The 22,163-nt window shown below is 52.1% G+C and carries 22 protein-coding genes; 12 read left to right on the top strand and 10 right to left on the bottom strand.

Features of this window, described 5'->3' with window-relative positions; all coding sequences use genetic code 11:
- Positions 1–10: 10 nt before the first annotated feature.
- Genes ruvC through ruvB form a run of 3 tightly spaced genes read left to right on the top strand, consistent with a single transcriptional unit; the run spans position 11 to position 2,186 of the window.
- On the top strand, positions 11–532 hold the full coding sequence (gene ruvC, locus CBE72_RS12140; RefSeq protein WP_100143737.1) for a crossover junction endodeoxyribonuclease RuvC: 522 nt from the start codon (positions 11–13) through the stop codon (positions 530–532).
- Positions 529–1,146: a Holliday junction branch migration protein RuvA gene (gene ruvA, locus CBE72_RS12135; RefSeq protein WP_100143736.1), complete on the top strand. Its 618-nt coding sequence runs from the start codon at positions 529–531 to the stop codon at positions 1,144–1,146. The genes ruvC and ruvA overlap by 4 nt, the downstream gene beginning before the upstream one ends.
- Positions 1,147–1,181: 35 nt before the next feature.
- On the top strand, positions 1,182–2,186 hold the full coding sequence (gene ruvB, locus CBE72_RS12130; RefSeq protein WP_100143735.1) for a Holliday junction branch migration DNA helicase RuvB: 1,005 nt from the start codon (positions 1,182–1,184) through the stop codon (positions 2,184–2,186).
- A gap of 217 nt (positions 2,187–2,403) precedes the next feature.
- On the opposite strand, the gene CBE72_RS12125 is transcribed toward ruvB, so the two are convergent.
- On the bottom strand, positions 2,404–2,892 hold the full coding sequence (locus CBE72_RS12125; protein WP_100143734.1) for a LabA-like NYN domain-containing protein: 489 nt from the start codon (positions 2,890–2,892) through the stop codon (positions 2,404–2,406).
- 69 nt (positions 2,893–2,961) lie between these two features.
- On the bottom strand, positions 2,962–3,390 hold the full coding sequence (locus CBE72_RS12120) for a GNAT family N-acetyltransferase (protein ID WP_100143733.1): 429 nt from the start codon (positions 3,388–3,390) through the stop codon (positions 2,962–2,964).
- Between the two features lie 496 nt (positions 3,391–3,886).
- On the opposite strand from CBE72_RS12120, the gene CBE72_RS12115 reads away from it, so the two are divergent.
- The 3 genes from CBE72_RS12115 to CBE72_RS12105 all read left to right on the top strand — a co-directional run bounded on the left by CBE72_RS12115 (position 3,887) and on the right by CBE72_RS12105 (position 8,495).
- Positions 3,887–6,106 carry a GGDEF/EAL domain-containing response regulator gene (locus CBE72_RS12115; RefSeq protein WP_100143732.1) on the top strand — a complete coding sequence of 740 codons (2,220 nt, stop codon included), beginning with the start codon at positions 3,887–3,889 and terminating at the stop codon, positions 6,104–6,106.
- Positions 6,107–6,120: 14 nt separating this feature from the next.
- The gene (locus CBE72_RS12110; protein WP_100143731.1) at positions 6,121–8,058 is read left to right on the top strand and encodes a sensor histidine kinase; all 1,938 of its coding nucleotides are present in this window, start codon (positions 6,121–6,123) and stop codon (positions 8,056–8,058) included.
- Positions 8,059–8,309: 251 nt separating this feature from the next.
- Entirely contained in the window at positions 8,310–8,495 is a 186-nt protein-coding gene (locus CBE72_RS12105; protein WP_100143730.1) for a GNAT family protein, read from the top strand.
- Positions 8,496–8,675: 180 nt separating this feature from the next.
- Here CBE72_RS12105 and CBE72_RS12100 read toward each other — a convergent pair whose 3' ends face one another.
- Positions 8,676–9,929 carry a uracil-xanthine permease family protein gene (locus tag CBE72_RS12100; RefSeq protein ID WP_100143729.1) on the bottom strand — a complete coding sequence of 418 codons (1,254 nt, stop codon included), beginning with the start codon at positions 9,927–9,929 and terminating at the stop codon, positions 8,676–8,678.
- Between the two features lie 211 nt (positions 9,930–10,140).
- Between CBE72_RS12100 and CBE72_RS12095 the strand changes: the two genes are divergently transcribed.
- Positions 10,141–11,286 carry a DUF2066 domain-containing protein gene (locus tag CBE72_RS12095; RefSeq protein WP_100143728.1) on the top strand — a complete coding sequence of 382 codons (1,146 nt, stop codon included), beginning with the start codon at positions 10,141–10,143 and terminating at the stop codon, positions 11,284–11,286.
- Between the two features lie 77 nt (positions 11,287–11,363).
- Positions 11,364–12,074, top strand: coding sequence for a DnaA inactivator Hda (gene hda, locus CBE72_RS12090; RefSeq protein WP_100143727.1), 711 nt, complete (start codon positions 11,364–11,366; stop codon positions 12,072–12,074).
- A gap of 90 nt (positions 12,075–12,164) precedes the next feature.
- Here hda and CBE72_RS12085 read toward each other — a convergent pair whose 3' ends face one another.
- The 4 genes from CBE72_RS12085 to bepA form a co-directional block, all read right to left on the bottom strand.
- The gene (locus CBE72_RS12085) at positions 12,165–14,114 is read right to left on the bottom strand and encodes a hypothetical protein (RefSeq protein WP_100143726.1); all 1,950 of its coding nucleotides are present in this window, start codon (positions 14,112–14,114) and stop codon (positions 12,165–12,167) included.
- 230 nt (positions 14,115–14,344) lie between these two features.
- The gene (locus CBE72_RS12080; RefSeq protein WP_100143725.1) at positions 14,345–14,728 is read right to left on the bottom strand and encodes a DUF2069 domain-containing protein; all 384 of its coding nucleotides are present in this window, start codon (positions 14,726–14,728) and stop codon (positions 14,345–14,347) included.
- Positions 14,729–15,079, bottom strand: a complete 351-nt coding sequence (gene arsC, locus CBE72_RS12075) for an arsenate reductase (glutaredoxin) (RefSeq protein WP_100143724.1) — start codon at positions 15,077–15,079, stop codon at positions 14,729–14,731.
- Positions 15,080–15,201: 122 nt separating this feature from the next.
- Positions 15,202–16,671, bottom strand: a complete 1,470-nt coding sequence (gene bepA, locus CBE72_RS12070; protein ID WP_100143723.1) for a beta-barrel assembly-enhancing protease — start codon at positions 16,669–16,671, stop codon at positions 15,202–15,204.
- A gap of 84 nt (positions 16,672–16,755) precedes the next feature.
- On the opposite strand from bepA, the gene CBE72_RS12065 reads away from it, so the two are divergent.
- Entirely contained in the window at positions 16,756–17,001 is a 246-nt protein-coding gene (locus CBE72_RS12065) for a sulfurtransferase TusA family protein (protein WP_371873717.1), read from the top strand.
- A gap of 81 nt (positions 17,002–17,082) precedes the next feature.
- The gene (locus CBE72_RS12060) at positions 17,083–18,174 is read left to right on the top strand and encodes an AI-2E family transporter (RefSeq protein ID WP_100143722.1); all 1,092 of its coding nucleotides are present in this window, start codon (positions 17,083–17,085) and stop codon (positions 18,172–18,174) included.
- A gap of 65 nt (positions 18,175–18,239) precedes the next feature.
- On the opposite strand, the gene CBE72_RS12055 is transcribed toward CBE72_RS12060, so the two are convergent.
- Positions 18,240–19,133 carry a LysR family transcriptional regulator ArgP gene (locus CBE72_RS12055; RefSeq protein ID WP_100143721.1) on the bottom strand — a complete coding sequence of 298 codons (894 nt, stop codon included), beginning with the start codon at positions 19,131–19,133 and terminating at the stop codon, positions 18,240–18,242.
- A gap of 156 nt (positions 19,134–19,289) precedes the next feature.
- On the opposite strand from CBE72_RS12055, the gene CBE72_RS12050 reads away from it, so the two are divergent.
- Positions 19,290–19,916: a LysE/ArgO family amino acid transporter gene (locus CBE72_RS12050; protein WP_100143720.1), complete on the top strand. Its 627-nt coding sequence runs from the start codon at positions 19,290–19,292 to the stop codon at positions 19,914–19,916.
- A gap of 128 nt (positions 19,917–20,044) precedes the next feature.
- On the opposite strand, the gene bcp is transcribed toward CBE72_RS12050, so the two are convergent.
- Together bcp and CBE72_RS12040 are read right to left on the bottom strand one after the other, a co-directional pair.
- The gene (bcp, locus tag CBE72_RS12045) at positions 20,045–20,512 is read right to left on the bottom strand and encodes a thioredoxin-dependent thiol peroxidase (protein ID WP_100143719.1); all 468 of its coding nucleotides are present in this window, start codon (positions 20,510–20,512) and stop codon (positions 20,045–20,047) included.
- A 40-nt stretch (positions 20,513–20,552) separates the two neighbouring features.
- Positions 20,553–21,101, bottom strand: coding sequence for a glycine cleavage system transcriptional repressor (locus tag CBE72_RS12040; protein WP_025009712.1), 549 nt, complete (start codon positions 21,099–21,101; stop codon positions 20,553–20,555).
- A 174-nt stretch (positions 21,102–21,275) separates the two neighbouring features.
- On the opposite strand from CBE72_RS12040, the gene dapA reads away from it, so the two are divergent.
- Positions 21,276–22,160, top strand: a complete 885-nt coding sequence (dapA, locus tag CBE72_RS12035; RefSeq protein ID WP_100143718.1) for a 4-hydroxy-tetrahydrodipicolinate synthase — start codon at positions 21,276–21,278, stop codon at positions 22,158–22,160.
- The last annotated feature ends 3 nt before the right edge of the window (positions 22,161–22,163 follow it).

The raw sequence follows: 22,163 nt of genomic DNA, 5'->3' as shown, positions 1-22,163 counted from the left end.
AAGGCGGACTATGGCGATTATTTTGGGTGTTGACCCTGGCTCGCGGATCACTGGCTACGGCGTGATCCAGTGTCAGGGAAGACACCAGATTTACCTCGGCAGCGGTTGCATTCGCACCAGCTGCGAGGACCTTCCCTCCCGTCTCAAACAGATATTCGACGGCCTGTCGGAGATTATCCGCCAATATCAGCCGGAGCAGTTTGCCATTGAGAAAGTGTTTCTGGCCAAAAATGCCGATTCGGCGCTGAAATTGGGCCAGGCCAGAGGTGCGGCCATAGTGGCCGCCACTGCGGCGAATTTGCCGGTGGCTGAATACACGGCAACCCAGATCAAAAGCGCCGTGGTCGGGACGGGCAGGGCCCAGAAAACCCAGGTACAACACATGATCCAGCAGCTGCTCAAACTGCCGGCCGCCCCGCAGGCGGATGCGGCAGATGCGCTCGCCGTGGCCGTGTGTCATTATCATACTTGCCAGAGTCTGGTTGCCCTCGGCGGCCGGGCAACGGCTCGCAGCTATGGAAGATACAGATGATAGGGCGTTTACAGGGGATATTGCTGGAAAAGCAAGCTCCGGAAGTGTTGTTGGATGTGCATGGCGTGGGCTATGAACTGCAGATGCCGCTGACCAGCTTTTATGAGCTGCCGGAACTGCAACAGAGCGCCACTCTCTATACCCACTTTGTGGTGCGTGAAGATGCTCAGCTGCTGTATGGCTTCATTACCAAGCAGGAAAGAGCCCTGTTCAGATTACTTATCAAGGCCAATGGTGTCGGCCCCAAGTTGGCGCTGACCATACTGTCGGGACTGACGGCGCAGGAATTTGTCAGCTGTGTCGAGCGCGACGATATCGCCACCTTGGTCAAGCTGCCTGGGGTGGGCAAGAAGACCGCCGAGCGTTTATTGGTTGAGATGCGCGACAAGCTCAAGAGCCTGATGGAAGCCTCCAGCGGCAATGAGCGTGAGTTTGTACTCAAGTCCAACTTTACCCCGGTAGAAGCGCCCAACAGCGCCGAAGAAGATGCCATTGCAGCCTTGCTCTCTTTGGGCTATAAACCCGCCCAGGCCAGCAAAGCGGTTTCCAGCGCCTTTGTTGAAGGCATAGATTCTGAAACCCTGATCAAGGCCGCACTCAAATCCATGCTGTAACATGGAGCGGATAACTGAGGAATGAAGGTAAAGGCATGATAGAGGCCGACAGACTGATCCAACCCCAAGGCTCTCCTCAGGAGGAGCTTATCGATCGGGCGATGCGTCCCAAGTTGCTGGACGAGTATACAGGTCAAAATGAGGCACGCGCTCAGCTCAAGGTGTTTATTCAAGCCGCCAAAAACCGCCAGGAAGCCTTGGATCACATGTTGATCTACGGCCCGCCGGGGCTTGGCAAGACTACCTTGGCAATGATAGTGGCCAATGAGATGGGGGTGAATATCAAGTCCACCTCTGGGCCAGTGCTGGAAAAAGCCGGCGATCTGGCGGCATTGCTGACCAATCTCGAACCGGGCGATGTCCTGTTTATCGATGAAATTCACCGTCTCAGCCCTGTGGTGGAAGAAATTCTCTATCCGGCGATGGAAGACTATCAGCTGGATATCATGATAGGCGAGGGCCCGGCGGCCCGCTCCATCAAACTGGACTTGCCGCCATTTACCCTGGTGGGCGCCACCACCCGCGCCGGTGCGCTCACTTCGCCGTTAAGGGCTCGTTTCGGGATCCCGCTGCGACTTGAGTTTTACAATGTCGATGACCTCAGCACGATAGTTGCCCGCTCTGCCAAGATGTTGGAACTGCAGATGGACTCTGACGGCGCTAGGGAAATCGCCCGCCGTGCCCGCGGAACCCCGCGGATCGCCAACCGCCTGCTCAGACGGGTGCGTGATTTTGCCGAGGTGAAACACGATGGCCGGATCACCAAGTCGGTGGCCGAGCAAGCGCTGGATATGCTGGATGTGGACGGCGAAGGCTTCGATTACATGGACCGCAAGTTGCTGCTGGCGATCATCGACAAGTTTATGGGGGGGCCAGTGGGGCTCGACAACCTGGCGGCGGCCATAGGCGAAGAGCGGGAAACCATAGAGGATGTGCTGGAGCCATTTCTTATCCAGCAAGGTTTTATCCAGCGTACTCCCAGGGGCAGGATAGCCACTGCCAGGGCCTACAGCCATTTTGAGATGATAAAGCCCGAATAACGCACTGGCCAAAGTCGTAAGGCAGAATGGGAATAAGACGAAAAGCGGCAGCCTGAAAGGTGGCCGCTTTTTTATGATTTAGGGAAAATGCCGAGGCTAGGACTGCAAACTTTTCTTGATAAGCTCGGCCAGGTGCTCGGGCGCTTCGAAAGGCAACATATGGGTAGCGTCTTTCACCACTCTTAGCCAGGCACTCTCAACTAGGCTTGAGGTCTGCTCACTGACCAAGCAATAACTCTCCCTCTATGGGGAAGAATTCGCTGGCAGCATTGATCAGAGCCAGCGAAGTTAATTCGGGAACGGCGTAAACCTCAACCCGCTTGCCTTTTTGACCTAGCTTTTCGGCCAACAGGGCAAAATCGCCGTCACCGGACAGCAGCACTATGGTGTCCGCTGCATCGGCATATTCCAGCGCATCTATGGTAATTCCCACATCCCAGTCGCCTTTGGCTGAGCCATCGGCGCGTTGGATAAAGGGTTTGAGTTTCACCTCAAAGCCGATGGCCCGCAGGATATTTTGAAATTCCCGTTGCTTCTTATCGCCCCTGTCTATGGCGTAGGCGAAGGCTTTAACCAACTGCCGGTTCTGGGTGACTCTGGACCAGAGCCGGTTATAGTCAAGATTGCGCCCGAGCGCTTGCCTGGTGGTGTAGTAGACGTTTTGCACGTCAACCAAGATCAATACTCTGCCTCGCTGCTCACTCATAACAGGTGTTCCTTCTCTTCAGGGCGCTAACTTTTGTCGGCAACAGCGTTTTCTGAGCCACTTTCAGTGTCATAGGCCTATCAGCTGCATGCTATATTCTCTGTGGCCTGTGTTGGCGCAGGTTTGTTCGCCAATAATCACAGCCCCCTTGCGTTGGTAAAAATCGACACTGGCCTGGTTGTCGCAATAAACACTTAAGGTAAGTTGTTCTCTTTGCTGTCTGGCGTGCTCGAGTAAGCGACTGCCAATTCCTAATCCCTGCATAGCAGGTTTGACAAACAAAGCCGCCAGGCTGTTCTCGTAGAGAGAATAAAACCCCAGTACTTCGGCGCCATGCTGGTAGACATAGTTCTCAGCTGCAGGAATATAGACTCGGCGCATATTATCCAGTTGGGACTGCCAAAAATCTTCGGCGATAAAATCGTGTGCGTCTATGGAGGCGGTCAACCAGATTTCCAATAGCGGATACATGTCTTCCTTGGCGAATGAACGGATCATATGACTTCCCTGTGGATTATTTACATCGAATATGGATCTTAAGGCGATTGCCACCCTGATGGATTCAAGGGCTCGGCAAGTACCGATACCAGGGCAGGATAACAAAGCGGATCGGCTAAAAAAATGATAAATGGCTCAAAGTGTTACTTTTTATCGTTTCAATCCGGCCAGCATTGCCGGTGTTTTGTCGGCCGTTGGGGCATTTAACCGTGGCAATAAAGGCTTGGTAAAAAATTTACACTGTTATTCTGGCAGTTAACCGGCACTAAGCCAAAAGTGGATTACACTTTAAATCAGACATAGCGTACTGTAATGAAAGTACTTGATGCCGGGTTAAGTTGCCGCAGTAGTTACAGCTAACCAATGGCTGTCCGTTGTTAGCTGTGGGTGGATACAGCCCAGGATAAACAGTACTGAGTACCGGGCAGGGGAAACGGTCTCCTGCAGGTTTTGTCCAGACAATGATGCGGGCAAAGTGACTGAGGGATTAGTAACTATGATCGATGACTTTCTGTTTTCGTCCGAAACATTACCGGAAGAAGCCCATCAGCGCGACAACAAGTGGCGTATTCTGGCGGTGGATGATGATGTCAAATTCCAGAACTCCTTGAGTTTTGCCATCAATAAAATGACCCTGATGGGGCGTCCCCTCGAACTCATACAAGCCTATAGCATGGCCGAGGCATCCAGTTTATTGGGGAAAGACGCCGACTTTGCCGTAGTGCTGGTCGATGTGGTAATGGAAACCGAAGATGCCGGCCTCAGGCTCGTCAAGGCGGTGCGGGATCTGCTGGGAATATCTGAAACCCGCTTCGTACTCTTGACCGGTCAGCCTGGAATGGCACCGGCCGAGTCCGTGATGCAAGATTATGACTTGTCTGATTATGTGCTCAAATCGGATCTCGCCAGCCGCGGCATTCGCAACATACTTACGGGTGCTGTGCGTAATTATCATCAGCTCAAGACCATTTCCTCTGCCCGCCGCGGTTTACAGCTTATTGTCGAGTCCAGCAACCGTTTGCTTGGACTGCGAACACTGGCGCAGATTGCCTCGGTGACTTTGAGTGAAATTGCCAATCTTATCAATGTCGCAGATGAAGGGCTGGTTTGTGTTAATCGGGGGCCTAATGCTTTGGATAGTACCGGCAGAGAAGTCTTCGAACCTGTCACCATAGCCTGCAGTGGTCGTTTTCGTCAGTATATTAATCGCTCCCTCAGGGAGTTGCCGGATCCTAACATTCAATCCATGGTAGAGCAGGCGCTCAGGGAAAAACATTTTGTCAGTACCGATGAAAGCCAAGTGCTGTTTTTCCCAAAATCGGCAGCATTGGCCGAGTTTGCCATCTATGTGGCCACAGGCCGCAACTTAGATGACACCGAAATGGAGCTGCTCAAGGTGTTTGCCGCCAATGTTTCCAAAGGTTTTGGCAATGTTGCCCTGATAAGCCGACTCGATAAGATAGCCTATCAGGACGAGTTACTCGGCATTCCCAATCGTAGTGCCTTGCTGCGGGAGCTCTCCAGGTTACAGGCGATGTCCGGCGTCGATGCGTACAACTTGTTGTTATTGGATCTCGATAATTTTTCCGGTCTCAATAATCTGTTTGGTTCTGCGTTCGGTAATCAGGTGTTGCAGGCGGTTGCTCAAAGGTTGGAGGCGTTTTTTCCGCGCCCAGCTGTCATCGGGCGGCTGCATTCCGACCTATTTGCCGTTGTTGGCCATAAGGAGCAGGTGAATATCGACAGGGCGCAGCGGGTGTTCAGTGCGCCTTTTGAAATGGATAGTAGCCGTCATATTCTCACCGCCTGTATGACGGAAGTTTCCCTGGCAATCGATGGTCAGGATCCCACCGATTTACTGCGTACTGCAGGTACCGGGCTCAGAAATGCCAAGTCTCGAGGCCCCGGCAGCATACAAGCGTTTGATCCCGAATTTGAACATCAGGCGGCACACAGATTCAAGCTGATGCAACAGCTGCATACCGCGATTCAACGCCAGGAATTCGTACTGCATTATCAACCCCAAATAGATCTGAACAGCGGTGATGTTGTGGGAGTTGAGGCCTTGCTGCGTTGGCAGACGGAAGACGGCATGGTGCCACCGGGCACCTTTATTCCGTTGGCAGAGCAATCGTCTTATATTCATGGCATTGGTGACATAGTCGTTGCCTTGTCCTGTCAGGCGGTGCATGCGCTGGATCAGGCAGGATTTGCTGATATTCTGATCAGCCTCAATTATTCGGCTCGCCAGTTGGATAAGCCGGATGTACTCGACAGGCTTAAACAGCAATGTCGTTTGGCCGGGGTGGAGCCGAGTCGGCTGTGTTTGGAAGTCACCGAAACCGCCATGATGCAATCGTTCCAACAGGTAGCTAATATTCTCCAGCGACACCGTACTTCGGGAGGTACAGTCGCGATAGACGATTTCGGTACCGGGCTTTCATCGCTCGAATACCTGCTGCAGTTACCGGCCGATCACTTGAAGATAGATATGACCTTTGTTTCCAGATTGGATGAGGATGAGCGCAGTCGTTTTCTGGCATCGATGATCATTGAGTTGGGGCGGCGGCTGAACATCTCTGTAGTTGCCGAGGGCGTAGAAACTCAGAGTCAGGCCAACTGGCTCAGGGATAATGGTTGTCACATAGGTCAGGGTTGGTTGTATGGTAAGGCCATGCCATTGGATGAGTTGCTGGTGTGGCTCAACAAACGCTGAATGGGAGCTTACTTATGTCGATAGAATTGCCCCAACAGCCTGTGATGGCCCTGTTGAGTTCAGAGGAAGCCTCAACCGGGAAGCAAAAGCGCATTAAGTGGCTGACATGGATGAGTTATCTTTTACCTTGGTGGCTGCTGGTACCGCTGGGAAGTTGGATGATGTATCACTATGCATCCCAATGGCAGATAGATCAGTTGCGCTATGCCCAACAAGAATTGGTTGACAGAGACACCCTGGTGCTCGATGCGCGCTTGGCTCGGGTAAAACAGGATGTGAATTTACTGGCACAGATGACCGCATCGGTATTGGCCGACCCACAGCTTGATGAGAATGAACAGCTGAGCTTGTTGCAACGCCTGTTTGTTGATTTTAGCACGGCCTATCCCAGCTATATGCAAGTGCGCTGGATAGGCACTTCAGGAGTTGAGCGGGTCAGGGTGGATCATACGGATAACTTAAGGCGGGTCGTCGCCTCTGAGGCATTGCAGGATAAATCGTCACGCTATTACGTGATTGAAGCCAACCGCCTGGCTCCTGGGGCAGTTTATTATTCTCCTTTTGATCTCAATATCGAAGGCGGTGAGATAGAGAAACCCTATCGGCCCACTTTACGGGTGGCGACCAAGGTGATGAATGCCGATGGCGGGGAACTAGGACTGGCGCTATTGAATTTGGATGGCAGTGGTTTACTCGAGCGACTACGCCAGTCTGGCAAGACCATGTTGTTGGATGCTGAAGGTTATTGGCTGCTGTCAACTGATGGCCACAGGGAGTGGGGCTTTATGTTCGACGACCCGGAGCAGAGACTTGCCGTGGTTCATCCAGAGGTTTGGCGGCGAATGCAACAGGAGCAACAGGGGCAGTTTATCGATGACTCCGGAATGTGGACCTTTTCTCGTGTCGGCCCCAAACTGAATGGCAACAGTCAGGTACCAGTGCTGTATACCCTGTCCCATGATGAGCAGCCGCTATTTATCCAGGCCAGGTTGAAACAACTCTACTCTGGAGTGGGGGCTGCGGTGCTCTTATGTATGACGTTATTGGGGGCTTTTCTGGCGCGATCCAATTTAAGCCTGGCGGCCAAGGCTCATGAATTGCAACAGAGCAATGCGGCATTGGCAATGACATTGGCTCAGCTGAGGGCGTCACAGCAAGAACTGATCCGTACTGAGAAATTATCATCCCTGGGTTTGATGGTGGCGGGAGTTGCTCATGAGCTTAACACGCCGATTGGGGCCGCCATGTTGTGTGTCACAGCCCTGAATGACAGAGTGGATGAGCTCAAGCGAGACTATCACAACGGTAATATCAAACGTTCGCAATTGGAGGAGTTTATTGAATACCAAGAGGAAGGATTGACGTTGGCCGAGCGCAATCTCAAACGTTCAGCCTTGCTTATCCAACAATTCCGCCAGGTCGCGGCCGATAGAGCTAATGCTGATAGACAAGCCTTCTGGCTCCACGAATTGATCGCAGATATTCTGGCGCTGAATCATGGCCAGTGGAAACATTATCATCATAAGCTAATCACAGATATTCCTTCCGATATCCATATGCTCAGTTATCCCGGTCCCTTGGGGCAGGTGATCCAGAATCTGGTACACAATGCGTTGATCCATGCCTTTGAAGAGGCAGATCGGGGAGAGGTACATATCTGTGCCCGTAAGCTGCAAAACCAGGTCGAAGTCTGTGTCGTGGACAATGGTATCGGGATTAAAGAACAGGATCATCAACGGGTATTTGATCCCTTTTATACCACTAAACGTAGTAGCGGTGGCACAGGGTTAGGTTTGCATATCGTGCATCACCTGACTACTGAAGTGTTGGGAGGAAGTGTGCGGATTTCGTCTGGCATCAATGGTATTGGGACCTCAATGATCTTACTTTTGCCGTTGGAACAAATTGAGCTCAAATCATCGAAAGAAGAAGCTGAGCTGGCGACAAGCTGATACGGGTTTGAACTAAGCTTATTGGTCAACATTTTTGTGTTTGGACACATGGCGGGTAGCGTCAGGCCCTTGTTATAAATAGTTCGTTTTAGCTATTTCGCCTTAGTTATTTCAGCATAAAAACAAGATGTTATCTTTTACTTGTCAAGGTCCATATTGCCACCCCTGCTGATGCCAAGTTGATCAGTGACTTAATCATTCCCCAAACCCGCAAATTCGTATTGTCATCCTGTGGAAGCGAGGTTCATACCTTGCTGCTTGACTCCATTTCGCCAGCCAGAGTCAGTATTTATCTTGGCGGTGATTACCGTTATCACTTGGCGGTCGATGGTAGCGGTGAGCTTTGGGGAGTTGATTGGCATGAGGGAAATCGCCATCTGTATCATCTGGTGGTTGGCGAAGATGCTGCAGGTCAGGGGCTGGCCAGGCAACGCTGATATGTGGCCAGAAAGAGATGCCTGGACAAGGGCAATGCAGGCAAATTTACCTTAAATTCAACTGTTGCAGCCGCTGGTAGCGGGCAACGACAGAACATGCCGCCCGGTCATTGAGGGTTCAAGCGGTATTGAACATGAAAAAGCGCCCATGAAGGGCGCTCCCAGGTCGCGCAAGAAAAATCAGGCTTCGTCAGCGACAGAACTGTTTGTATGGTTTTGATGAGGCTTACTATCTGGCAGCAGCAGGTTCATCAGTATCGCCACAATACCGCAGAGGCTGATGCCGGTGAGGCTGAAGGAGCCAATACCAAAAGCCATACCGCCGATACCAAATACTAGAGTCACCCCAACAATAGACAAGTTGCGAGGCTCGCTGAGATCCACCTGATGCTTGATCAAAGAGTTGAGGCCCACGGCGGCGATAGAACCGAACAGTAAACACATGATACCGCCCATTACAGGCACTGGGATGGTTTGCATCAGGGCGCCAAGCTTGCCGACAAAGGCCAGCAAGATAGCGGTAATGGCTGTCCAAGTCATGATTTTAGGATCGAAGTTGCGGGTCAGGGTCACCGCACCTGTCACTTCAGAGTAAGTGGTGTTTGGCGGACCGCCAAAAGCGGTGGCCGCTATGGTGGCAACCCCGTCTCCGGCAAGAGTGCGATGCAGACCGGGCTTCTTCAAATAGTCTTTACCGGTAACATTGGAAATCGCCAGGATATCTCCTATGTGTTCTACTGCCGGAGCAATGGCAACTGGGATCATAAAGAGGATGGCATGCCAGTTAAACTCTGGGGCAACGAAGTTGGGCATCGCCAACCAGGCGGCCTCATGCACGACATTGAAATCCACTATGCCGTAAAATAGGCTCAGGCCGTAACCGACAATAATGCCAGCCAAGATTGGCATCAGTTTCAGCAGTCCCTTGGCAAAAATGGCCACGGCTATGGTAGTCAAGAGTGACGCCAGAGACACAATAAGGGCGGTATCCGGAGACACAAGCACTTGGCTGCCGTCACCGCTTTTGCCAAGCGCCATATTCACGGCAACCGGTGCCAGGCCTAGGCCTATGATAATGATCACAGGACCCACCACCACGGGAGGCAGAAGTTTCATGATGATGCCGCTGCCGCGCAGCTTCACTACAGTAGCCAGCACTAGGTAGACGCAGCCTGCAGCCATCAAACCGCCCATAGTGGCAGGAATCCCCCAAGTTTGAACGCCATACATGACGGGAGGAATAAAGGCAAAAGAGGAAGCGAGGAAAACAGGAACTTGGCGTTTGGTGACTAACTGGAACAACAGGGTGCCGAATCCGGCGGTGAACAGGGCTACGCTGGTATCCAAGCCGGTGAGCAGCGGCATCAGCACCAGGGCTCCGAAAGCGACAAATAGCATCTGTGCGCCTTGCAGAGGACGGGCAAGGTATTTCATTTTTTTATCCGTATTGTGGTTAAACCGGTTAATGTTACCAGTTTGACGCCAAGAGTGGACTCCTTTTTTAGCGGTCCAGATCAAACTTTTACAGTTTGTGTTGTTGTTCCCCCGGGTTCACAAACTCCAAGGTTTTTCCATTTCTGCGGCTCGCCAAGTGAGGCATATATGATACACTTTTGCCATTCCGACCACTTTTACCGTCGCAAAGATGCTGAATTCATTTATAAAGCCAGTTGTTTTTCTCTCCCTGTTCTGTGCCACAACCTTGGCCCAGGCGGTGGAAGTCAAACGTTTGGATGAAGCCACAGTTGCCGTGGAATCCAGAACCAGTGCCGAGAAGAGCAAGGGGCTCAAGAAAGCATTGGAAGATGTTGTTTTGAAAAACTCCGGCTCCCGCAGTGCGCTCGAAAACCCGGAAATCCAGGCCAAGCTTGCAAACGTTGACACCCTGGTCAGCCAATTTGGTTATCTCGATACTGAGGAGGGGCTGAAGCTAAAGGCCAGTTTTGATCATGGCAAGATTATCAACATGCTGCGTGAAGCCGGTTTGCCTGTGTGGGGCAAACAACGTCCATTGACCCTGGTTTGGCTCAGCACGGATATCAATAATGAGAAGGTCATCCTCAGTGATGACTCGAGCGCTGCAGAGCGTAAGGCGTTTGCCAATGCCTCGATGGAACGTGGTGTGCCCTTGATGTTTCCTTTGATGGATCTGGACGATCTGATGCGCGTTAATGTCAACGATGTGCGTGGTTTGTTTGCCGATACCGTCGCGGGTGCTTCAGGTCGCTATCAGGCTGACTTTTTTGCCATGGGTTCACTGGAACAAAATGGCAGTGAGTTCAATTATCAGTTGCAGCTCTACCCAAAGACAGATGTCAGCCAGTCTTTGGGTCAACCTCTGCTCAGTCGTCGTGGTCAGGCCGCCAGTAAGGATGATGCCGTGGCGGAGATGATACTGTCACTGTCTGATTATTTTGTGTCTCGGTATGCGATTGCCGACTCAGGCGATGTTCTACAGAGCAAGGTGCGTTTTACCGGTATCAACCAAATGAAACAATTGGTTGAGATAGAGGCATTTCTCAATCAACTCAGCGCGGTGCGAGGTGCCAGTCTCAGTACTCTGCAGGGGGACAGTGCTACCTTTAGCGTGCAACTCTTTGGCTCGGTAGAGGACTTAAAAAATCTGCTGCGTCTAGAGCCTCGTTTATCGTTGGCCGAGGGTGGGTTTCAAGGCTTGAACCCAGTGCAAAGCAATGAAAGTACCATTCTATTGCCGCAGCCATCGAATAGCACAGAATTCAGCGATAATGTGAACCAGCCCTTAGGTCCTTACCAATGGCACAGCCGTTGAGGTTTTAACAGCGGCGCCAGTCATGCTAGACTTGGCGCCCGCATTACTTGATTTACTGCGATTTGGAACGATCCTGAGTGACACAAAACTCACCATTGCAACTTTCACTGCCCGTTCACTTGCCGGACGATGAGACTTTTAACAGTTATTATCCCGCGGCAGGAAACGATGAACTCATCCAGACCTTGAGGGCTTGTGCCGAAGGCCGTAGCCAGGGGGCCGTCTACTTATGGGGGCCGGTGAAGTCGGGACGAACTCACTTGATGCACGCCGCCTGTGCTCATGCCAATGAACTGGAACGCAGTAGCTTTTACATTCCTCTGGGCATTCACGCCAGTATCTCTACCGCTTTACTCGAAGGCTTGGAGCAGCTCGATCTGGTTTGTATCGATGATGTCGATGCCATTGCCGGTCACCCTTTATGGGAAGAAGCGATATTCGATCTCTATAACCGGGTGGCCGAGCAGAAGCATTGTGCACTGGTGGTCAGCGGCAGTGCGGCCCCCATAGATGCCGGTTTTGCCTTACCGGATCTGATCTCAAGGATGCAATGGGGGCTCAACTATCAGTTGCAACCCATGGCCGATGAGGAAAAACTGGTGGCATTGCAGCGCCGCGCTGCGATGCGTGGCTTGCAGTTACCGGAAGATGTGGGCCGTTTTCTGCTCAATCGTTTGGCCCGTGATCTGCGCACCTTGTTCGATGTGTTGGACAGGTTGGACAAGGCCTCCATGGTTCATCAGCGTAAGTTGACCATCCCCTTTATCAAAGAGATGTTGCGCCTCTGACTGCCGAATTTAAGCCAGTTACTTTAAACGCATTCAAAAAGCGCAGCCGGAGCTGCGCTTTTTTGATGCTCGAATAAACCGAAAAGCGTGTCAGGGTCTGTTTACTCCTACGGGAGTTTTGTGGCGATCGCCACTTAAACGCAGCGGCACTTGGGGCTGCTCAGGCCCTTGCTGACGCTGGACATTGCTCTTCGGCGCCACAAGTGTGGGTGATATGCCGAGGTTGGCCGCCCAGCTCAGGCCTGGTTGCATCTGCAGCGGCGCCGGCAAACTATCCAGCAGCAGCTGAGCATTGAGCTCAGGCATCATTTCGCTCAGCACCAAGCTTGTACGGTTTCTGAGTTCGCTGGCACCGATCCGTCCCCGCTGGCCCCAGTCGACCCTGATGCTGTTTGCGGTCACAGTTTCGGGTTTGTCTGTAATCGCCACATCACGCTGCACGCCAAGACGGTAGCTCATCATGGCTTCTTCAAACAGCATGGCGGCATCTTCCCTGGGGGTGCTGTAGTTGTAAAAGTCATTGGCTCTGTCTGCGGAGAAGAAGCCACTGACATCCCCGGGCGTATATGCCTTTTGGGTGGCGGTAGCCGTTTCACCCATAAAGCTCACGCCGGCCAGGGCGCTCATCTCTGTACTGCCCAGCGGATAGGCGCTGCTGAGCTGATCCGATATCAAGGCTTTTTGCGCCGTGCGTCGGTAATAGTCATCCAGCAAAGTCGGCCCCTCAAGGCTTTGGTGAACACTGCGCGGGAAAAAGTCATTGGCATGGGCCAACTCGTGATAAAGCAGCGAGGAGAGATCGGTTGTCAACTCGCTGATAGGGCGGTTGCTGCGCTGGCTGCGATCACGATAGACAGAAGCATAATCGTTGTCTTTGACATAACGCCAGGGGATCAGGAACTGCAGTTCATTACCGAAACCGGCACGGTAATCCGGCGCTTCATTGATACTGTCGCGCTCAGTTGCCGTCAACCAAAGATCTTCCGGATCCAGATAGATAGCACCTGTAACCACCCAGTAAAAGGACGGGCGGACATCGTAACTTATCACCACGGCGGTGACAGACTGCAGCAAGGTGGCAAAGTCACCATGAGTGTCCATTTGATCGAGGAAGGCTTCAAAATTACGTCCCATCCAGTCGTGAGATACCAGTACCCGATTCATTATCGCTTCTTTATCACTGATGCCGCCGGCGCCTTGGCCTATCAAGGGCAGGGTACTGAGCTGGCAAGCGCTCAACTGATTGGAATAAGTGCAGCGCTTTAACACTTCGGCATAAGGCGAGTTGCGTTTGTAGGCATGGGTGCGGGCGATGGGCGTATCAAAATACTCTGAGGTGATTTGCGCTTCATCTGTTATCAGTATGCTGACTTCATCGCTTAAGGTCTCGCCATTGACACTGGCGCTGGCTCTTAAGATCACTCCTGTGTCTTGATTGACCTCGGGTGCAACAAACAAGGGGCGTTCAGGGTTGGTCAGATCCAGGTTGAGCTCAGGTCCGGCGGCAATACACCAGCTGATGTTGTTTGCCACTGCGCCATTGACTCTATCCAGTCGCACGCTGACATTGTTGCCCTCTACCACTTGGTGATCCTGGCGGATATTCAGGCCATTTCCGTCCATTACTGTCACGGTTACCGTTTCCTGCAGGCTGAGATCACTGCCGCTGATATTCAACTGAAAGCGGTAATCACCGCTTTGTATCGGCACAAAGGCCAACACAGGGCTGTCATTGATGTCCATATCGACACTGGGCCCGGACAACTGCTGCCACTGGAACTGTATATTACGGCTGTTGAGCGTACCCAGTGTGGTCAGAACACTGCTTTGCTGACCGGCTAAATAGTGGCTTTGTAGCTTAAAAACCAGACCAGAAGCTGTGGTTTGGTTGTCGAATTCACTTGGCTGTTCACAGCGCGACAAGGCCGGAGGTGGGGTAACGACAGGTGGGATAAGGTCGCTGCCATCATCGTTGCCACCACCGCCACAGGCGGTGAGCAATAGAGTACAGGTGAAGGGGAGGTAAGGCAGTATCTTCATGGCACGGCTCCACTTGGTTGACTGCTTGTTGTTGTTTGTTGTTATTTGTTGTTTTTGTATGAAAATAGTTGCAAGACTTGGGCACTATAGCACGGGCCAGCAGGGTGACCAATAGTCCTTAAGATGGGAAAAATTGTTGCAAATTATGCCAGTATGTGAGGACGGTAGAGCAAGAGCTGAACAAAACACAAAAAAGGAGCCATCATCGGCTCCTAATTTATTATTCCAGTTTACTCTTTGTCTTTGGCGCGTTTCTTGAGTCCCAGACCCAACTCGCGGCCGCGCTTGCGGGCGTAGAAGGGCATGCTGATCAGTAAGCATGATATAAACAGACTCTCAATCAGCGCAAACCACCATTCATAGCCCTGGGCTATATAGAGCAAGGTTAAGCCGTGCAAAAGATAGAGACAGAGAATAAAGCTGGCCCAGGCAAAGGTATAGGGATTGCCTTTGAGGATACCCGGCAGCGGCAGCAGCAAGGGCACCAGCCAAAGACTGGTGAACAGCAGCGAGTATTCGCCATTGAGCCCCTTATCGATAAAGGCATAGGCCAACAAAGCTGCCAGTAGCAGATAGCCTAGTCGTGAGACTTGCAATAACGCCTGACTGCTCATTTATAGTATCGCCAATACGTTTTCCGGTGGGCGGCCGATGGCGGCCTTACCGTTGGCCAGCACTATGGGACGTTCGATCAACTTGGGAGTGGCGACCATGGCGGCAATCAACTGGACTTCGGTCAGTTCGGGATTATTCAGCCCCTGAGCCTTGTATTCCTCTTCCTTGGTGCGCATCAGTTCGCGGGCACTGATCCCCAATTTGGTCAGCAGTTCACTGATAGTGGTTGCATCGGGCACTTGTTTCAGATACTCGACAATCTGGATCTCGACGCCTTTGGACTCCAGCAGTGCCAGTGTTTCGCGGCTCTTGGAGCAGCGAGGATTATGGAAAATAGTGACCTGGGTCATAGGTTTTCTCTTTACCTTGGCTGAAAAGTGCGACGATGATAACAAAAATCTACGCTGACGTCAGGGGAAAGTGGCCCGACTAACGGGCCAGTGAAAGCCAGCATAATCAAAGTGTAAGCCGACTATTTCTTCAATTCGTCCAGCGCTCGGTCGGCGACACGGAACTGGCGTATTTTGGCCTCGATTCTGGCAATCTGCAGAGGCTGGCCATCGGCGGCTTTGTAAGCAAAGTTGAGCTGATCGATAGCCCCCTTGTAGTCGGCTCTGAGGGCCATGGACTCGGCATTGGAGAAGTGTTCCAGCGTCTTGTTGCCGGTTTGCTTATAGGCTTCGGTCAGTAATTGATAGGGCAAGGGGTTTTGCTTATCCAGAAACGCCATATCCTCGAGAATAGGGATTGCCCGCTGTGGCTGTTTACTTTCGAGATAAACACTGGCCAGGTTGGCATTTATCACCTGGGAAGTGGGTTTGAGGCGTCTCTGGGCTTCCAACATCTTTATCGCACCCTGATAATCTTTACGCTCCACCAGTAGATCGGTTTTGGTATCAAGATAGAAGAGGTTGTCCTGATCTTTTTCCAGCAATTGATCTATCAGCTGCTCGGATTGTTTGAAGTCCTTGAGGCGAAACAGTGCCAATGCCTTGCCATAGAGGGCCGCATCTTTAAAGGCGTAGTTGTGCTTGGTTAATTGGGTTTCAAACAACGACAGTGCCGCATCATCGCTATAGCTGGAAAAGCGCACCTGGATCCTGGCTTTGGCCAGATGGAAGTTAAGGTTGTCTGCCACATATCTGTGGGGATACTGAGCCGCGCGGTTACGGGCATCGGTGATCCGCGATTCGGGCAGGGGGTGAGTCAGCAGCATTTGCGGCGGCTTGGAGGTAAAACGGTAACGGGCCGCCAGTTTGCCGAAGAAGTTTGCCGAGGCGTTGGGATCGAAACCGGATTCCACCAGAATTTGCATGCCTATCCTGTCGGCTTCTTTTTCATGCAAGCGGGTATAGTTTATTTTGGACTGGGTCGATAATGCCTGAGTGGTGGCCAGCGCCGCCATCCCGGCCTGAGGCGCCGCTATGGTCAACAAGATGGCACCGAGCAGCCCGGCAATGGTGGCCGGGCTGGCTTTCTCCTGGGCTTCGAGTGAGCGCGCCAAGTGCCTCTGGGTTACGTGGGTAATTTCGTGCGCCAGTACCGAGGCTAATTCACTTTCATTGTCGGCGTTGAGAAACAGGCCTGTATGGATTGCCACATGGCCGCCGAAAAAGGCAAAGGCGTTGATTTCATCGTTTCGCAGCAGGAAGAAATAGAAGGGGGTCTTAACCCCGGTGGCATGGGCCACCAATTTGTTACCCAGCTCAGTGGCATATTGGCTCAACACAGGATCGGATAACACAGGCGCCTGGGAACGAATAACCCGCATATAGGCGTCACCATAGACCATCTCTTTTTCGAGACTGAAAGTGTTGACTGCGGCGGTACCGAGATCCGGCAGGTCGTTATTGGCGAAACTCTGGCTGGCGGTGGCGAGCAGGAGAGAGGTGGCACCGGCCAGAATGGATTGTCGGAACTTGGAAAAAGTCAAAGTACTCAAGCTGATTAGATTTCCTGTATGCCACTAATGCATAACTGCCTGGCTTGTGGTTTGAGTTGCAACTTAGGATAATAGCCGAGGTTTATGTTTAGCAAGCTCATCATGGTTTTAATTGATTTAACTCAGAGTCGTTGTCCCGAAGCCCTGGTCAAGGCCAAGATGGCGATGAAACGTTTGCGGCCCGGTGAAACTCTGTGTCTCTTGCTTTCAGACCCAGGATCGCGGCAGGATGTTCCCCGCTTTGCAAAAAAACAAGGTTATGATTGTCGGATAGCGTCCGACGAGCCGGCCGTTTTGCGCTTACATGTCTCAGTTGCCATAACTGAATAGCAGCGCAGTATCTATACTAGACAGCTTCTTGAAGAAGCGATAATCAAGATGGCGCAGCCATCATCAGCACAGGAATCCCGGATGTTTAGTTATTTGAGTCGTTGGTACCAGGCCCGCTTCAGTGATCCTCAGGCTCTGACACTATTGTTTATTCTGCTTGGCATTGCGTTAACCATCTATTTTGCCGGTGGCTTGCTGATGCCACTATTGGTCGCTCTGGTACTGGCCTTTTTGCTGGAGTGGCCGGTGGCACAGATGGCGAGAATAGGGATAAGTCGAACTGCGGCCGCCTCTTTGGTACTGGTCCTCTTTATCGGCTTAATGATCTTGTTGTCATTCGGCCTGATCCCCAGCATCTGGCGCCAGGGGGCCGCGCTGCTTAGCGATCTGCCCAACATGCTCGATAAGGGGATAATCCTGCTACAGGAGCAGGCGCAGCAGTATCCGCAGTTTATCTCAACAGATCAGCTCGATACCATGGTGTCCGAACTCAAAAAATTGCTCGATACCCAGCATCTCTTGGATATTGCCACTCAGCTCCTCGGCTATTCGGCCTCTTTGCTGGTCTTGATGGTTTACGCCATCCTGGTGCCGCTGTTGGTATTCTTTTTCCTCAAGGATAAAGATGAACTGATCCGCGGCAGCAAGCGTTTCTTCCCCAGCAATCGTGACCTGGCCCGTAAGGTTTGGTTCGAGATGAATCAACAGATCTTCAATTACATTCGCGGCAAAGTGATTGAAATTGTGATTGTCGGGGTCGTGAGTTACGTGTTCTTTGCCCTGATGGATCTGCGTTATGCGGCGCTGCTCGGGGTGTTGACCGGGCTTTCAGTGTTGATCCCATACGTTGGTGCCACCTTGGTGACCTTACCGATTGCTCTGGTTGCCTTCTTCCAGTGGGGCGTCAGCCCCGAGTTCGGTTATCTGATGCTGGGTTACGGTATAATTCAGGCGCTGGATGGTAACCTGCTGGTGCCTTTGTTGTTCTCCGATGCGGTGGACTTGCACCCGGTGATCATCATAGCCGCAGTGTTGGTCTTCGGCGGTCTTTGGGGCGTTTGGGGCGTGTTTTTCGCGATCCCGCTGGCCTCGCTGGTCAAGGCTGTACTGAACGCCTGGCCCAACGCCGAAGCCGATGCGGCCAAAGCCGCTTTAGAGGCGCAAGCCGAATAAGGCGGTCAATTTCAAGTTAACCGACACAGGCGGCCTAAGGTCGCCTGTGTTTTTTCAATCGCTATTCATTCGGGCAACAAGTGGTTTCTGGCACTCGCCGCCAATGCCCTGAATACCAGCGTGGTCTGCTTGGCCTTGAGGTTCCAGTGCTGCCAATAGAGTGGTACCCGCATCCGCATCATGGGTGTCAGCTCTATCAGGCGTCCGGATGCCAGCAGCGGCTGGGCTTGCAGATGGCCAACCAGTCCATAACCCAATCCCTGTAAAATCGCTTCCAGAAAGCCTTCCGATGAAGGTACTGTGTGTTGCCACCATTGTCCCGGCAACATCTCGAAGTAGCGCTTCAAGTACTTTTCATGCAGCTTGTCGCGGGTGGAGAACACCACTGCCGGTGCCGAAGCCAGTGAATCGGTATTCGGCAGACCGTCGAAATAGCGTTCGGCAAACTCAGGCGTGGCCACACAGGCATACTCCATCACCCCGAGAAACTCGCTGGAGCAGCCGTTCATCGCTTGCCCCAAGGTGGTCACGCAGCCAACCGCTTCACCGTTTTTCAGTAGGTGATGAGTGTAAGACTCATCATCCACGATCAGCTCCAACAACCAACCGCGGCGGGCGAACATGGCACTAATAGCCGGCAGAAACCAGGTTGCCAGACTGTCGGCGTTCACCGCAATTCTCACTACAGTGGGCATGGCCGGATCGTCGGCGTCCATTTCGACTCTGAGCTCAGTCTCCAGCAGTTCGACTTGAGCATAGTGGCGCAAGAGCCGCTTGCCTGTTGGTGTCGGCACCACGGGATTACTCCTGACGAGCAGCGCTTGACCCATTCTTTCTTCAAGCTGCTTTATCCGTTGTGATACCGCCGATTGGGTTACATGCAGCCGTTTGGCGGCCCGCTCAAAGCCGCCTTCGGCGACCACCACGGACAAAGCCTTGAGATGACTGTAGTCCAGCATAACGACTCCTTGGGTTAATCTTTGCTCAATTATAAGTTTTGCTAATGACCGATAAAAAACATTAGTTATATTAATTTTCTTGCCGGGAGTAAACTGCCGCCATTGAAAACCTTTATTGGTCGCCGATTATTGCGACGACCTGCTGTTGGAGAGATTATGCAAACCGCTTTCATTCAGGGCATGGGGATAGGTGCCAGTCTGATCATTGCCGTGGGAGCTCAGAACGCCTTTGTATTGAAGCAGGGCATCAAACGTGCCTATCCGTTTCCTATCGCCTTGACTTGCTCTTTGATAGACGCCCTGATGATCACCGCGGGAGTTGCCGGGCTAGGGCAGTTGATCTTGGCGGTGCCGGCCATAAAACATCTGGCGAGCTTTGGCGGTGCCGCCTTCTTATTGTGGTACGGTTTTAATGCGCTGCGTTCCTCGTTCAAGAGTCAGGGATTGGAGACCGGGGATACCGAAGCCGCGGATTCGTTTCGCAAGGCGATGATCACTACTTTGGCCATCAGCTTTTTGAACCCACATCTGTATCTGGATACCGTAGTTTTGCTCGGTAGCATAAGCACAAAGTTTGATACCGAGGTCAGGGGCTGGTTTGGTGCCGGGGCCGTACTGGCTTCCTTTATCTGGTTCTTTAGTCTGAGCTTTGGTGCGCGCCTGTTGGCTCCCGTATTCAGCCGTCCAGCGGCCTGGCGTTATCTGGACAGATTTATCTGGTTGACCATGTGGTCAATCGCTCTGGCTATCCTGTGGCCCTATTTTCAGGGAAAGGGTTTCTGAGGCATTAGGTATCTGCAGAACAACAAAAGCCCGCATTGCGGGCTTTTTAGTGTCTTTGGTTTGAAGCTACAGGGCTTAGGCTTTATGCAGTGAATGCCGGTAAAGAAGCCGACAAATAGCCGTGGGATTTATACCTTGAGATAGTCCAGCACCACTTGATGATGATCTTTGGTCTTGAACTTGTCGAACCTGTGGCTGATGGTGCCGTCCTGGTCAATCAGAAAACTCAGGCGGTGCAGGCCATCATAAACGTTGCCCATAAATTTTTTCTCGCCCCAGACACCGAAGGCATCGGCTACTGCGTGGTCTTCATCGCTGAGCAGGGTGAAGTTGAGCTGATGCTTATCGATAAACTTGCCCAGTCTTGCCACGGGATCAATGCTTATTCCAAGTACGGTCACATTGAATTCGTCCAGTTCCGCCTTGCTGTCTCTCAGGCCGCAGGCTTGCACTGTACAGCCCGGTGTCATCGCCTTGGGGTAGAAGTACACCAGTACCCGACCTTTTTGTAGACAATCTTGCAGTGAAACATTTTCATCGTTTTGGTTTTTAAGGGTGAAGAGTGGCGCTTTATCGCCCGCTTTTAAGGTGTTCATGCGTTCAATCCTTTTGATCTCTATCTAGATGATGTGGGATTCAATCGGCCTTGGGAACCGCAATACCCTGCATACGTTTGATATTGCAGGTCAGGGACATCTCTTCGGCCAAGGCCTGGATGCTGGTTTCCAGTTTATCCAGTTCGACCTTTTCCGGGATATTGATGGCCAGGAAAACGTGCTGAGTCTGGCTGCCGTCCGGCAGTTCTTCCGAGTAGGAGCGCACCGCACCGAGATCCAAAGACCTGTCTGCCAAAAACTGGGAGATGCGCTTCATGGTGCCGCGCTGATCCTGACCGTTGAAGGTCACTTCAATACGCGAGATATAGTTTTGTGGCGTGTGCTTGGAGGTGCGCTTCATCACCGTCATCAGCTCAAGCTCGACACTGAGACTGGGAAGGCTGGTTTCTATCTTGGTAATGGATGCCCAGGAGCCGGACAACATCATAATTAGAGTAAACTCGTTGCCGAATAGCGCCATGCGGCTGTCGACTATGTCACAGTCGCAATCACTGGCCAATCTTGCCAGTTTGCTGACTAGGCCGGGACGGTCGGCCCCCATAGCGGTAACGACCAGGTAGTTGGTCATGAATTTTCCTCATATTTCCGGTATCATAGAGCGAAAACTCAGCCCCTTTGAGCTGAGTTTTTTGTGCAGTCGACCATGCTACCACAACTTATTCGATTTGTTAGCCCTGACAGTGCTTGTCATTGGCTGGCTGCACCAGTACCATAGCGAATCCTGAAATCTTGGGGACATAAGATGATAAACGGAAGCATCGTAGCCTTAATTACGCCCATGAAAGGCGATGGCTCAGTGGATTTTGCAAGTCTCGAGCGTTTGGTGGAATTTCATATCGAGCAGGGAACCGATGCCATAGTCGCAGTCGGTACCACAGGCGAATCTGCCACTCTACCCATTCGCGAACACCTCGAAGTGGTGTCACAAACCCTTTCTTTTGCCGCAGGTCGTATTCCCGTCATTGGTGGTAATGGCGCCAATGCCACCGCTGAAGCCATAGAGCTGACCCGGGGATTGTCGAAACTCGATGTGGCCGCCATGCTGGGAGTGACACCCTACTACAACAAACCCACTCCCAAGGGGTTGGTTGCCCATTATAAGGCGGTTGCCGCCAGCACGGATGTTCCCCAAATTCTATATAACGTTCCCGGTCGTACTTCGGTCGACATGAAGCCGGAAACCGTTGCTCAGCTTTGTGATGTGCCCAACATCATAGGGGTGAAGGAAGCCACAGGCGATCTCGTACGGGTTAAACAGCTGCGTGAGCTTTGCGGCGATGATTTTCTGCTGTTCAGTGGTGATGATGCCACGGCGCGTGAATTTCTGGCCCTTGGCGGTAATGGGGTGATCTCGGTTGCCAACAATATCGTCCCTAAGGCGTTTAAGGCCATGTGTGAGGCGGCGCTGCAAGGAAGAGCGGCAGAGGCAAAAGCCGTGGATGAACCCCTGAGTGGCCTGTACAGCGCACTCTTTTGTGAGGCTAACCCAATACCGGTTAAGTGGGCAGCCCATCGCATGGGACTCATCAGCGAAGGCACAATTCGTTTGCCTTTGACTGAACTTTCCAAGGAGTTTCATGGTCTGTTGCTTAACGCAATGCAAAAAGCCGGGATAGAGGTTAAATAATTT

It is taken from the genome of Shewanella carassii, assembly GCF_002777975.1.
In the GTDB taxonomy this organism is placed as follows: domain Bacteria; phylum Pseudomonadota; class Gammaproteobacteria; order Enterobacterales; family Shewanellaceae; genus Shewanella; species Shewanella carassii.
This window is presented reverse-complemented; position numbering and strand designations above follow the sequence as displayed.

Coding starts and splice junctions, on each gene's coding strand:
- ruvC (WP_100143737.1), top strand. CDS start 11: ATGGCGATTATTTTGGGTGTTGACCCTGGCTCGCGGATCACTGGCTAC.
- ruvA (WP_100143736.1), top strand. CDS start 529: ATGATAGGGCGTTTACAGGGGATATTGCTGGAAAAGCAAGCTCCGGAA.
- ruvB (WP_100143735.1), top strand. CDS start 1,182: ATGATAGAGGCCGACAGACTGATCCAACCCCAAGGCTCTCCTCAGGAG.
- CBE72_RS12125 (WP_100143734.1), bottom strand. CDS start 2,892: ATGAGTGAGCAGCGAGGCAGAGTATTGATCTTGGTTGACGTGCAAAAC.
- CBE72_RS12120 (WP_100143733.1), bottom strand. CDS start 3,390: ATGATCCGTTCATTCGCCAAGGAAGACATGTATCCGCTATTGGAAATC.
- CBE72_RS12115 (WP_100143732.1), top strand. CDS start 3,887: ATGATCGATGACTTTCTGTTTTCGTCCGAAACATTACCGGAAGAAGCC.
- CBE72_RS12110 (WP_100143731.1), top strand. CDS start 6,121: ATGTCGATAGAATTGCCCCAACAGCCTGTGATGGCCCTGTTGAGTTCA.
- CBE72_RS12100 (WP_100143729.1), bottom strand. CDS start 9,929: ATGAAATACCTTGCCCGTCCTCTGCAAGGCGCACAGATGCTATTTGTC.
- CBE72_RS12095 (WP_100143728.1), top strand. CDS start 10,141: ATGCTGAATTCATTTATAAAGCCAGTTGTTTTTCTCTCCCTGTTCTGT.
- CBE72_RS12085 (WP_100143726.1), bottom strand. CDS start 14,114: ATGAAGATACTGCCTTACCTCCCCTTCACCTGTACTCTATTGCTCACC.
- CBE72_RS12080 (WP_100143725.1), bottom strand. CDS start 14,728: ATGAGCAGTCAGGCGTTATTGCAAGTCTCACGACTAGGCTATCTGCTA.
- arsC (WP_100143724.1), bottom strand. CDS start 15,079: ATGACCCAGGTCACTATTTTCCATAATCCTCGCTGCTCCAAGAGCCGC.
- CBE72_RS12065 (WP_371873717.1), top strand. CDS start 16,756: ATGTTTAGCAAGCTCATCATGGTTTTAATTGATTTAACTCAGAGTCGT.
- CBE72_RS12060 (WP_100143722.1), top strand. CDS start 17,083: ATGTTTAGTTATTTGAGTCGTTGGTACCAGGCCCGCTTCAGTGATCCT.
- CBE72_RS12055 (WP_100143721.1), bottom strand. CDS start 19,133: ATGCTGGACTACAGTCATCTCAAGGCTTTGTCCGTGGTGGTCGCCGAA.
- CBE72_RS12050 (WP_100143720.1), top strand. CDS start 19,290: ATGCAAACCGCTTTCATTCAGGGCATGGGGATAGGTGCCAGTCTGATC.
- bcp (WP_100143719.1), bottom strand. CDS start 20,512: ATGAACACCTTAAAAGCGGGCGATAAAGCGCCACTCTTCACCCTTAAA.
- CBE72_RS12040 (WP_025009712.1), bottom strand. CDS start 21,101: ATGACCAACTACCTGGTCGTTACCGCTATGGGGGCCGACCGTCCCGGC.
- dapA (WP_100143718.1), top strand. CDS start 21,276: ATGATAAACGGAAGCATCGTAGCCTTAATTACGCCCATGAAAGGCGAT.